The organism is Angustibacter aerolatus (assembly GCF_054776675.1).
Map to the genome: position 1 here is coordinate 1 of NZ_BAAHBM010000102.1, position 10,240 is coordinate 10,240.

General features: G+C 75.2%; 13 protein-coding genes and 1 pseudogene. 7 read left to right on the plus strand and 7 right to left on the minus strand.

Translation table 11 applies throughout. The annotated features are described in order from the left end of the window. The 4 genes and pseudogenes from ACYVI6_RS16435 to ACYVI6_RS16450 form a co-directional block, all read right to left on the minus strand. Positions 1 to 564 (minus strand): annotated as a pseudogene (locus tag ACYVI6_RS16435) (bifunctional [glutamine synthetase] adenylyltransferase/[glutamine synthetase]-adenylyl-L-tyrosine phosphorylase); the annotation flags it as partial. Further along, positions 561 to 1,334: an SDR family oxidoreductase gene (locus tag ACYVI6_RS16440; protein WP_460447400.1), complete on the minus strand. Its 774-nt coding sequence runs from the start codon at positions 1,332 to 1,334 to the stop codon at positions 561 to 563. The gene ACYVI6_RS16440 and the pseudogene ACYVI6_RS16435, both read right to left, overlap by 4 nt. Continuing rightward, complete coding sequence (locus tag ACYVI6_RS16445) at positions 1,331 to 2,659, minus strand: glutamine synthetase family protein (RefSeq protein ID WP_460447401.1); 1,329 nt, start codon at positions 2,657 to 2,659, stop codon at positions 1,331 to 1,333. Before ACYVI6_RS16445 ends, ACYVI6_RS16440 begins: the two co-directional genes overlap by 4 nt. A 24-nt stretch (positions 2,660 to 2,683) precedes the next feature. Further along, positions 2,684 to 4,234 carry a phytoene desaturase family protein gene (locus tag ACYVI6_RS16450; RefSeq protein WP_460447402.1) on the minus strand — a complete coding sequence of 517 codons (1,551 nt, stop codon included), beginning with the start codon at positions 4,232 to 4,234 and terminating at the stop codon, positions 2,684 to 2,686. On the opposite strand from ACYVI6_RS16450, the gene panB reads away from it, so the two are divergent. From panB to ACYVI6_RS16475, 5 genes are read left to right on the plus strand one after another with little or no spacing between them, the layout of a single operon-like run. Beyond that, positions 4,233 to 5,153 carry a 3-methyl-2-oxobutanoate hydroxymethyltransferase gene (gene panB / locus ACYVI6_RS16455; RefSeq protein ID WP_460447403.1) on the plus strand — a complete coding sequence of 307 codons (921 nt, stop codon included), beginning with the start codon at positions 4,233 to 4,235 and terminating at the stop codon, positions 5,151 to 5,153. The two genes, ACYVI6_RS16450 and panB, sit on opposite strands and share 2 nt — an antisense overlap. An 8-nt stretch (positions 5,154 to 5,161) precedes the next feature. Next, positions 5,162 to 5,479, plus strand: coding sequence for a hypothetical protein (locus ACYVI6_RS16460; protein WP_460447404.1), 318 nt, complete (start codon positions 5,162 to 5,164; stop codon positions 5,477 to 5,479). Between the two features lie 45 nt (positions 5,480 to 5,524). Next, complete coding sequence (locus ACYVI6_RS16465) at positions 5,525 to 5,707, plus strand: DUF5302 domain-containing protein (RefSeq protein WP_284290510.1); 183 nt, start codon at positions 5,525 to 5,527, stop codon at positions 5,705 to 5,707. A gap of 46 nt (positions 5,708 to 5,753) precedes the next feature. Beyond that, on the plus strand, positions 5,754 to 6,761 hold the full coding sequence (locus tag ACYVI6_RS16470) for a TIGR03557 family F420-dependent LLM class oxidoreductase (RefSeq protein WP_460447405.1): 1,008 nt from the start codon (positions 5,754 to 5,756) through the stop codon (positions 6,759 to 6,761). Positions 6,762 to 6,795: 34 nt separating this feature from the next. Then, positions 6,796 to 7,473, plus strand: coding sequence for a hypothetical protein (locus tag ACYVI6_RS16475; RefSeq protein WP_460447406.1), 678 nt, complete (start codon positions 6,796 to 6,798; stop codon positions 7,471 to 7,473). 34 nt (positions 7,474 to 7,507) lie between these two features. Here ACYVI6_RS16475 and ACYVI6_RS16480 read toward each other — a convergent pair whose 3' ends face one another. Continuing rightward, positions 7,508 to 7,726, minus strand: a complete 219-nt coding sequence (locus ACYVI6_RS16480; protein WP_460447407.1) for a methionine aminopeptidase — start codon at positions 7,724 to 7,726, stop codon at positions 7,508 to 7,510. Here ACYVI6_RS16480 and map point away from each other — a divergent pair. Then, positions 7,725 to 8,600 carry a type I methionyl aminopeptidase gene (gene map / locus ACYVI6_RS16485; protein ID WP_460447408.1) on the plus strand — a complete coding sequence of 292 codons (876 nt, stop codon included), beginning with the start codon at positions 7,725 to 7,727 and terminating at the stop codon, positions 8,598 to 8,600. The two genes, ACYVI6_RS16480 and map, sit on opposite strands and share 2 nt — an antisense overlap. Continuing rightward, positions 8,597 to 9,355, plus strand: coding sequence for a polyphosphate--glucose phosphotransferase (gene ppgK / locus ACYVI6_RS16490; protein WP_460447409.1), 759 nt, complete (start codon positions 8,597 to 8,599; stop codon positions 9,353 to 9,355). The genes map and ppgK overlap by 4 nt, the downstream gene beginning before the upstream one ends. Positions 9,356 to 9,370: 15 nt before the next feature. On the opposite strand, the gene ACYVI6_RS16495 is transcribed toward ppgK, so the two are convergent. Continuing rightward, positions 9,371 to 9,547: a hypothetical protein gene (locus ACYVI6_RS16495; RefSeq protein ID WP_460447410.1), complete on the minus strand. Its 177-nt coding sequence runs from the start codon at positions 9,545 to 9,547 to the stop codon at positions 9,371 to 9,373. Positions 9,548 to 9,551: 4 nt separating this feature from the next. Then, entirely contained in the window at positions 9,552 to 10,028 is a 477-nt protein-coding gene (locus ACYVI6_RS16500) for an ImmA/IrrE family metallo-endopeptidase (RefSeq protein WP_460447411.1), read from the minus strand. Positions 10,029 to 10,240: the final 212 nt, after the last annotated feature.

Here is a 10,240-nt window from a genome sequence, read left to right on the forward strand (position 1 = left end):
CGACAGGTCGCGCCCGGCCAGGCGCAGCAGCCCGCGCCGGTAGGCGACCCGCAGGCGGTCGTGGCCGGTGGGGCCGCCGTCGGACGCGACGGGCTGCCCGGCGGCCGGGTGGGCGCCCACCGCCCGCAGCAGCTCGGTGCGCAGCTGCTCGGGCGTCGCCTCGGCGTCGTCGCGCAGCACCACCCAGTGCGCGGGGTGGCGCGCCAGGTGGTCGCCCAGGGCCGACGACGACCCGAGCACCGACAGCAGCCGGTGCCGCACCGGGCCGGCCACCCGCACCGCCTGCAGCAGGTGCGGCAGGTCGGCCTCGGCGAGCGCCGGGTCGTCGGGGTCGAGCCGCCGCACCTGCGCGACGCCCTCCATGAGGCGCACCAGGCCGAGCAGCGCCAGGTCGGGGTCGGCCGCGTCGGCGACCTCGAGCAGCAGGCCGTCCTCGAAGACGTCCTCGAGCGGGTCGAGCAGCCCGGCCAGCGCCGGGTCGCCCAGCAGGCGCTCGGCGCGGTCGGCGTCCCGGAACCCCAGGCGGATCAGCCGGGCGCGGACGCTGACGGCCCGCGTGCTCACGACCCGGCCAGCCGCTCGGTCATGAACGCCTCGACGGTGCGGGTGCCGCGCTCGGCCCCGGCCGCGGGCAGGTTGGCGCCGCTCGCGAACGCCCCGAGCGCGCGACCGACCGCCGGCAGCCGGACGACGAGCGGCCGGCGCCGGCCGCGGGCGACGGCCCAGCGCACCGCGAGGTCGCCGAGGTCGACGACCTCCGGGCCGCCCAGGTCGGGCGCCCGGCCGCGTCGGTCCGCCGCGAGGGCGTCGACCAGCCGGTCGGGGAGGTCGTCGACGTCGACGGGCGCCGCCCGCAGCCCCCGGGGCGCGAGCACGATCGGGCCGCGGGTCGCCCCCTCGGCCAGTCGCAGCGCGAGCGAGTGGAACTGGGTGGCACGCAGCACGCTGCCGGCGGGGTCGGCGAGCACCTGCTGCTCGGCCGCGACCTTGGCCCGGTAGTAGGCGATCGGCACCGCGTCGCAGCCCACGATCGACAGCAGCAGCACGTGCCCCACGCCGGCCCCGCGCGCCGCCTCCAGCAGCCGGCCGGTGCCCTCGACGTCGACCGCCCGCAGGTGCCGCGCGTCGCTGGCCAGGTGGACGACGGCGTCGACGCCGCGCACGGCTGCCTCGAGGCCGCTCCCGGTGGCCAGGTCGCCCACCACCCGGCCGGGCTCGGGGCCGGCGGTGCGCGACAGCACCCGCACCGCCCAGCCGGCCCGCTCGAGCGCCGGTCGCAGCGTGCGCCCGACCTCGCCGGTGCCGCCCACCAGCAGGGCGGTGCCTGCGGTCACAGCGCCAGGTACTGGTCGAGCTCGAACTGGGAGATGTGGGCGCGGTAGTCCTGCCACTCGTTGCGCTTGTTGCGCAGGAAGAACTCGAACACGTGCTCGCCGAGCGTCTCGGCGACCAGCTCGCTGCGCTCCATGACCGCGATCGCCTCGGCGAGGCTGCCCGGCAGCGGGTCGATGCCCAGGGCCTTGCGCTCGCCGTCGGTGAGGCTCCACACGTCGTCCTCGGCCTCGTCGGGCAGCTCGTACCCCTCCTCGATGCCCTTCAGCCCGGCGTTCAGCATCACCGCGAACGCCAGGTAGGGGTTGCACGCGGAGTCGATCGAGCGCACCTCGGCCCGCGTCGACTGCCCCTTCGCCGGCTTGTACATCGGCACCCGCACCAGGGCCGAGCGGTTGTTGTGGCCCCAGCACACGAACTGCGGGGCCTCGCCGCCGCCGACGAGCCGCTTGTAGCTGTTGACCCACTGGTTCGTGACGGCGGTGATCTCGGCCGCGTGGCGCAGCAGCCCGGCGATGAACTGCCGGCCGACCTTGCTCAGCTGGTACGGCATGCCGGCCTCGTGGAAGGCGTTGCCGTCGCCCGCGAACAGCGACAGGTGCGTGTGCATGCCGGAGCCGGGGTGCTGGGCGAACGGCTTGGGCATGAACGTCGCGTAGACGCCCTGCTCGAGCGCGACCTCCTTGATGACCGCCCGGAACGTCATGATGTTGTCGGCGGTGGTCAGCGCGTCGGCGTAGCGCAGGTCGATCTCGTTCTGTCCCGGGGCGCCTTCGTGGTGGCTGAACTCGACCGAGATGCCCATCGACTCCAGCAGCGTGATGGCCTGCCGGCGGAAGTCGTGCGCGGTGCCGTGCGGCACGTGGTCGAAGTAGCCGGCCTGGTCGACCGGCACCGGCGCCTCGCCGGGGCCCTGCTTCAGCAGGAAGAACTCGATCTCGGGGTGCGTGTAGAACGTGTAGCCGAGGTCGGCGGCGCGGGTCAGCGCGCGGCGCAGCACGTTGCGCGGGTCGGCGAACGACGGCGTGCCGTCGGGCAGCAGGATGTCGCAGAACATCCGGGCGGTGCCCGGGTTCTCGCCGCGCCACGGCAGCACCTGGAAGGTCGCCGGGTCGGGCTTCACCAGCATGTCGGCCTCGAACACCCGGGCGAAGCCCTCGATGGCGCTGCCGTCGAACCCGATGCCCTCCGCGAAGGCGCCCTCGAGCTCGGCGGGGGCCACGGCCACCGACTTCAGCGTGCCGAGCACGTCGGTGAACCACAGCCGCACGAAGCGGATGTCGCGCTCCTCGATCGTCCGGAGCACGAACTCCTGCTGCCTGTCCATGCGCGGCATCCTAGGGCGCGGGGGCTACCGGTCGGCGAGCACCGCCATCGCGGCCGCCCGCCCGGGGATGCCGCTGACACCCCCGCCGCGCCGGGCGCCCGCCCCGCACAGCAGCACCCGCGGCCACGCGGTCTCGACGCCCCAGCGCCCGACGTCCTCGGCGCGCTCGGCCCACGGCCACTGCAGCGGCCGGTGGAAGATGTTGCCGCCGGGCAAGCCGACCTCGGCCTCCAGGTCGACCGGGGTGCGCACCTCCAGGCACGGCTCGCCGGACGGCGTCCGCCACAGCAGCGGCTCGATCGGCTCGGCGAGCACCGAGTCGAGCGAGCGCAGGGTGGCCGCGAGCGCCGCCTCTCGGGCACCCTCGGGGTCGGCGCGGAACAGCGCGGCCGGCTGGTGCAGGCCGAACAGCGTCAGCGTCTGCGCGCCGGCGACCTGCAGCTGCGGGCCGAGGATCGACGGGTCGCTCAGCGAGTGGCAGTAGATCTCGCACGGCGGGGCGTCGGGCAGCCGCCCGGCCGCTGCCTGGTCGTGGGCCGCCTGCAGCTGCCCGTAGCCCTCGTTGACGTGGAAGGTGCCGCCGAAGGCCGCCTCGGGGGCGACCGTGCTGTCGCGCAGCCGCGGCAGCCGGGCGAGCAGCATGTTCACCTTGAGCTGCGCGCCCTCGTCGGCCGGCGTCGCCTCCGGCAGCGGCTCCCCGAGCAGCCGGGCCAGCGTCGCGGGCGCGCACCCGGCGAGCACGTGCCCCGCCGCCACCGTCACCTCGCGGCCACCGGAGCGGTAGGTGACGGCGCCCTCGGGGTCGACGGCCACCACGTCGGCCGACGTCCGCAGCACGGCGCCCGCCGAGCTCGCGACGTCGGCGAGCGCCGTCGTGAGCGCGCCCATGCCGCCCACCGGCACGTCCCAGTCGCCGGTGCCGCCGCCGACGACGTGGTACAGGAAGCAACGGTTCTGCTGCAGCGACGCGTCGTGGGCCGCCGCGAAGGTGCCGATCAGCGCGTCCGTCAGCACCACCCCACGCACGGTGTCGTCGGCCACCGCGCCCTCGACGAGCTCACCGAGGGGGCGCTCGACGAGCGCGCGCCACGCGTCGCCCCCGACCAGCCCGCGCACCTCGTCGGCCGACCGCAGCGGCTCGGTCACCGTCGGCCACAGCGCCCTGGCCAGCGCACCGGTGGTCTCCTGCAGCCGGTGCCAGCCCGCGACGTCGCCGCCCGCGCCGACCCGCTCGAACGACGCCGCGGTGGCCGACGCGTCGGCGGCGTCGACGAGCAGCCCGCGACCGGGGTCGCCCGGCACCGGCGTGTACGACGAGTAGCGCCGCCGCACCAGCCGCAGCGGCAGGCCCAGCTCGTCGACCACGAGGCGCGGCAGCAGCGAGACGAGGTAGCTGTAGCGCGAGAGCCGCGCGTCGACCCCGTCGAACGCCCGGGCCGACACGGCCGCCCCGCCCACGTGGTCGAGACGCTCGAGCACCAGCACGCTGCGACCGGCCCTGGCCAGGTACGCCGCCGCGGTCAGGCCGTTGTGCCCGCCGCCCACGACCACGACGTCGAAGCGCTCGCTGCTCATGCTGCGCGAGGGTAGCCACGCGCCACCGTCGGCGGCACGCTCTAGGGTCGGAGGCGTGACCCAGCCCGACGACCAGCCGGCTCCCTACGGCACCGGCCCGCGCACGCCGTCCGGCGCCCCGGTGAAGCAGGTGCGGGTGCACCACCTGCAGCAGCTGAAGGAGCGAGGCGAGCGGTGGGCGATGCTCACCGCCTACGACCAGTACGCCGCCGAGGTGTTCGACGAGGCCGGCATCCCGGTGCTGCTCGTCGGCGACTCGGCCGGCAACAACGTGCTCGGCTACGCCACCACGCTGCCGGTGACGGTCGACGAGATGCTGCCGCTGGTGCGCGCCGTCACCCGCACCGCCCGGCGCGCGCTCGTCGTCGCCGACCTGCCGTTCGGCAGCTACCAGGCCTCGCCCGAGCAGGCCCTGGCCACCGGGTTCCGCATGATGAAGGAGGGCCTGGCGCACGCCGTCAAGCTCGAGGGCGGTCGCCGGGTGGTGCCGCAGGTCGAGGCGCTGGTCGGGGCCGGCGTGCCCGTCATGGCGCACATCGGCTTCACCCCGCAGAGCGAGCACGCGCTCGGCGGCTACCGGGTGCAGGGCCGCGGCGACGACGGCGACCGCCTGGTGAAGGACGCCTGCGCGCTGCAGGACGCCGGGGCGTTCGCCGTGGTGCTCGAGATGGTGCCCGCCGAGCTGGCCGCCCGGGTCACCGAGGTGCTGCGCATCCCGACGATCGGCATCGGGGCCGGCGCCGAGTGCGACGCGCAGGTGCTGGTCTGGCAGGACATGGCCGGCCTGCGCGGCGGCGCCCCGAGCCGCTTCGTGAAGCAGTACGCCGACCTGCGCGGCACGCTGCTGCAGGCCGCGCGGGCCTACGCCGACGACGTGGTCGGCCGTCGCTTCCCGGCGCCCGAGCACGGCTTCGAGTAGGGCCACCGGTGGACGAGCGCCTGGTGCTGCTGGACGCGCGGGTCGCCGAGGCCGCCGAGGCGTGGCTCACCGACCCGCGGGACGCCGGCGTGTACGCGCGGCTGGTCGCCGCCGTCGAGGCCCGCCGCGCGCACCTGCACCCCGCCGAGCCCGTCGACCCCGTCGACGCCCAGGACCTCGAGGTGCCCGGTGACGACGACCACGAGGACCCCGACGCGATCGAGCCCGACGTGCCGGACGTCGAGCCGCTGGCCACCGCGCTGGGCGGGTTCGGCGACCTGGCCGACCCGCGCGAGGTGCTGGCCAGGCTGCGGCGAGGCGGCTGAGCCCGGGGCCCCACCGGCCCGCCCCGGCGTGGCAGGATGCCGGTCATGTCCTCCAAGGACGGCGACCACGCCGCAGCACCAGACGACGTGAAGGCGAAGTTCCGCGAGGCCCTGGCCCGCAAGCAGGGCAAGCACGAGGAGCACGACGAGGGCCGCGCCAGCGCCGACGTCCACACGCACACCGGGCCGGCGAAGGTGCAGCGGCAGTTCCGCCGCAAGTCCGGCTGAGCCGCGGCCCGCGCGGCCGGGTCGGCCCGGGGTTAGGTTGCTGGGCATGACCTCCGCAGACCTCACCGTCGGCTACGCCGCCATGCTCGAGCAGTTCCACCCGACCGAGGCCGTGGCGCTGACGGCGCTGGCGGAGCAGCACGGGTTCTCGGGGTGCATGGCGGCCGACCACTTCCAGCCGTGGGTGCCCCAGCAGGGCCAGGCGAGCTTCGTGTGGAACGTGCTGACCGCGGTCGGCGAGCGGACGACGGGCGACATGGGGCCGGGGGTCACCTGCCCGAGCTTCCGGTTCCACCCGGCGGTGGTGGCGCAGGCCGCGGCGACGCTGGAGGCCATGTACCCGGGCCGATCGTGGCTCGGCCTGGGCACCGGCGAGGCGCTGAACGAGCACGTCGTCCCGGGGTACTGGCCGGAGGCCGGTGAGCGGTCGCTGCGCATGTGGGAGGCCATCGAGGTCATCCGCAAGCTGTTCGACGCCAGCCTCGCCGGCAAGGACGTCAAGCACGACGGGAAGTACTTCAAGCTCGAGACGACCCGGCTGTGGACGATGCCCGAGCAGGCCCCGCCGATCATGGTCGCCACCGCCGGGCCGATCAACGCCAAGAAGACCGGGAAGTTCGCCGACGGGATGATCACGGTCGGCGCTCCGCTGGAGAAGATCGGTGGCCTCTTCGACCGGTTCGCCGAGGGCGCCCGCGAGGCCGGCAAGGACCCGGACGCGATGCCCAAGGTGCTGCAGCTGCACCTGTCGTGGGCCGAGACCGACGAGGAGGCGCTCGAGAACGCGATGACCGAGTGGCCGAACGGCGGCATGAAGTTCGGCAAGGCCGACATCCGCTCGCCGCACGACTTCGCGCAGATGGCCAAGCTCGTGCGACCGGAGGACTTCGAGGGCCGCATGGTCATCTCGGCCGACCCCGACGTGCACCGCGCCGAGATCCAGCGGTTCGTCGACCTCGGCTTCGACCGCGTGTACCTGCACAACGTGGGTCGCAACCAGCGCGAGTGGATCGACGTCTTCGGCCGCGAGGTGCTGCCGAAGCTGCACCGCTAGGGCGCCCGCCGGGCGAAGATGCGACCCTGAGGCCATGGAAGCCGACCGGGTCAGGGCGCTGCGCGACGTCCTGCACCACACCGAGTGGTGGTCGCGGGCCGCGGCAGTCGGCCGCACCATCCGCCGCACCCCCGGCCCCGGTCACCTGCTGCTCGTCGGCACGCCCGCCGTCGAGCCGTGGCACCTCGCCGCGCACCTCGACGACGAGGCGCGGCTGAGCGGGCTGTCGCAGCTGGCGCCGCAGCTCGTGCGGTGGAACCCGCCGGCCGGCGCGCCCCCGCACCTGGCGATCGGGATGCAGCGGCTCGAGCAGGTGGCCCGCGGCGAGACCGTCTTCGTCGTCAGCCCGCAGACGCCGCCCGAGGGGCTGCTCGAGCGGGTCGACGACGCCCGGCGCACCGGTGCCACCGTCGTCGCCCTCGACGACGGCGGCAGCGCGCTCGGCGGGCTGGCGCACGAGCGGATGAGCGTGTCGTCCACCGGCCTGGTGCTGCCCGAGGCGCTGGCCGCGTCGGCGTCACCGCTCGAGCTGCCGCCCGAGGTGCTCGCCGGGGCGGTGCTGCCCGCGTCGTTCGAGCTGGCCCAGCACTTCATCAGCGCGGCCTCCGGCGAGCCCGAGCCCCAGCGCGGCCCCGGCTGGCGACAGCGACTCAGCCGCGTGCTCGAGACGATCAGCGGGCCGCCGCCGCACTCGACCGGCCAGCGCCGCTAGCCGCGGGCCGCGCCGAGGACGCCTGCTGGGGCGGTCAGGACGGCTGGTCGCCCTCGCGCCACTCGCGCTCCTCGGCGTCCCAGCTCTCGGTGCGCTCGCGGGCCGACCGCAGCGCGTCGGCCGCCGCCTCGCGCGTCGGGTAGGGGCCGAGCAGGTCCTTGCTCTGGCTCTTCTTCTCGAGCTCCTCGACCTGGCCGGTGCTGGTGTTGAAGTAGAAGGCACCCATGAGCAGGCAGCCTAGACTGCCCCGCATGTCCCGCAGCCTGACCGCGATCCGGCCCGGCACGCAGTCGCCCCGGCGGCCCGTGCCGGCGTCGATCCCCCGGCCCGAGTACGTCGACCGCCCGGCGCCCGCCCCGTACACCGGGCCCGAGGTGAAGCCGGCGGAGATCATCGAGCGGATGCGGGTCGCCGGCCGCGTCGCGGCGCAGGCGATGGCCGCGGCGGCCGCCGTGGTGGCGCCCGGCGTGACCACCGACGAGATCGACCGCGTCGGGCACGAGTTCCTGCTCGACCACGGCGCCTACCCCTCCACGCTGGGCTACCGCGGCTTCCCGAAGTCGCTGTGCACGAGCGTGAACGAGGTCGTCTGCCACGGCATCCCCGACGACCGCCGCCTCGAGGACGGCGACATCGTGAACATCGACGTCACCGCCTACCTGGTGCTCGACGGCGTCGGCGTGCACGGTGACACCGACGCCACCTACCCCGTCGGCGAGGTTGACGAGGAGTCGCGGCTGCTGATCGAGCGCACCCACGAGGCGATGATGCGCGGCATCAGGGCGGTGCGGCCCGGGCGCGAGCTCAACGTGATCGGCCGGGTGATCGAGTCCTACGCGCGGCGCTTCGGGTACGGCGTCGTCCGCGACTTCACCGGCCACGGCATCGGCACCGCCTTCCACTCCGGGCTCGTCGTCCCGCACTACGACGCCGCCCCCCGCTACGAGACCGTCATCGAGGCAGGCATGACCTTCACGATCGAGCCGATGCTGAACCTCGGCACCCCCGACTGGGACATGTGGGACGACGACTGGACGGTGGTCACCCGCGACCGACGTCGGTCGGCCCAGTTCGAGCACACGCTGGTCGTCACCGACCAGGGCGCAGAGATCCTGACGCTCCCGTGAGCGGCCACGTCGCGCTCGGCGTCGACGTCGGCGGCTCGGGCGTCAAGGGCGCCCCGGTCGACCTGCGCACCGGTGAGCTCATCGAGGACCGGGTGCGCCTGGAGACGCCGCAGCCGGCCACGCCGGAGGCCGTCGCCGACACCGTGAAGCAGGTCGCCGACGGCTTCGGCCACCACCTCGGCGACGGCACCGTCGGCATCACCGTGCCCGGCGTCGTCACCGAGGGCGTCGTGCGCAGCGCGGCGAACATCGACCGCTCGTGGATCGGCACCGACGCGGACGCGCTGATGACCGAGCGGCTCGCGCACGCCACGCACGTGGTGAACGACGCGGACGCCGCCGGCGTGGCCGAGGCGCGCTACGGCGCGGCTCGCGGCACCCGGGGCCTGGTGCTGATGACCACGCTCGGCACCGGCATCGGCACCGCGCTGCTGCTCGACGGTCAGCTCGTGCCGAACAGCGAGCTGGGCCACCTGGTCGTCGACGGCCACGACGCCGAGTCGCGGGCCGCCTCGTCGGCGCGCGAGCGCGAGGAGCTGTCGTGGGAGGCGTGGGCCGAGCGGCTGCAGCGCTACTACAGCGTGCTCGAGGACCTGCTCTGGCCGGCGCTCATCGTCGTCGGGGGCGGCGTCAGCAAGAAGGCCGACAAGTTCCTGCCGCTGCTGCACCTTCGGGCGCCGATCGTGCCGGCCTCGCTGCGCAACACCGCGGGCATCGTCGGTGCCGCGGTGCTGGCGCACGAGCAGGGGTCGTAGCGCCGACCCGAGCGGTCAGCGGGCGCGCGCCGCCGCGAGGACCTTCTTCGGCACCGAGCGGTCGACCGCGTACTCCCGCTTCGACTCGCGCTCGGCGTAGCCGGCGTCGGCGAGCCGCTTCAGGGTCACCGGGCAGCGCTTGCAGCGCGGCCGGTCCTTGCAGCAGGACTTCTTGGCGGTGACGTCGGGCACCAGGTCAAGATAGGTAAGCCTCACCTACCGTGTCCATTCGGCGCGTGTCGCCCGGCGCGTCGCCCGCGAGCTGCTGCCGCTCGTCGGCCGTCAGCGCAGCCAGCCGCGTGCGCAGCAGCTCCGGCGTGACGTCGAGGCGCTGGGCGGTGGCGTCGGGGTCGCGGCGCTCGGCCAGCACCGGCGCCAGCACGTCGACCGGCAGCAGCCGCTCGGCCGCCCAGCGGTCGGCCTGCCGCTCGAGCCGCGCCGCCAGCCACCCGGACTCGCGGTACCCCTCGGGCCAGGTGTGGCCGAGCAGCGCGTGCGCCAGCTCGTGGGCCAGCACGCAGCGCGCGGTGCGCCGATCGAGTCCGGCGTCGAGCAGGATCACCCGCTCGGACGGCACCCACCAGCCGCGCCCCTCCTGCAACCGGCAGCGGTGCACCCAGATGTCCGGGTGGCGCGCCAGCTCGCCCCACGGCGACCACCTGCTCGTCCGCACCGCCACCACCCCCTCCCCCGCCGTCGACGCCAGGAGGGAGTCTGCCGGGCCCCACCGACAACCCGGCCGGTCGTCCTCAGGCCTGCGGCTCGCGCCCCCGCCGCACCCGGCGCGCCGTCTCGGAGGCCGCGCGGGCACCGGTGCGGCTGCCGCCGGGCGCCTTCCCCCGGTCGGCGACCGCCCGCAGGCCGCCGGACGCCCCGTCCCGCGCG

Excerpts from the sequence above, each read along its gene's own strand:
- ACYVI6_RS16445 (WP_460447401.1), bottom strand. The coding sequence starts at position 2,659 with ATGGACAGGCAGCAGGAGTTCGTGCTCCGGACGATCGAGGAGCGCGAC.
- panB (WP_460447403.1), top strand. The coding sequence starts at position 4,233 with ATGCTGCGCGAGGGTAGCCACGCGCCACCGTCGGCGGCACGCTCTAGG.
- ACYVI6_RS16450 (WP_460447402.1), bottom strand. The coding sequence starts at position 4,234 with ATGAGCAGCGAGCGCTTCGACGTCGTGGTCGTGGGCGGCGGGCACAAC.
- ACYVI6_RS16465 (WP_284290510.1), top strand. The coding sequence starts at position 5,525 with ATGTCCTCCAAGGACGGCGACCACGCCGCAGCACCAGACGACGTGAAG.
- ACYVI6_RS16470 (WP_460447405.1), top strand. The coding sequence starts at position 5,754 with ATGACCTCCGCAGACCTCACCGTCGGCTACGCCGCCATGCTCGAGCAG.
- ACYVI6_RS16475 (WP_460447406.1), top strand. The coding sequence starts at position 6,796 with ATGGAAGCCGACCGGGTCAGGGCGCTGCGCGACGTCCTGCACCACACC.
- map (WP_460447408.1), top strand. The coding sequence starts at position 7,725 with ATGTCCCGCAGCCTGACCGCGATCCGGCCCGGCACGCAGTCGCCCCGG.
- ACYVI6_RS16480 (WP_460447407.1), bottom strand. The coding sequence starts at position 7,726 with ATGCGGGGCAGTCTAGGCTGCCTGCTCATGGGTGCCTTCTACTTCAAC.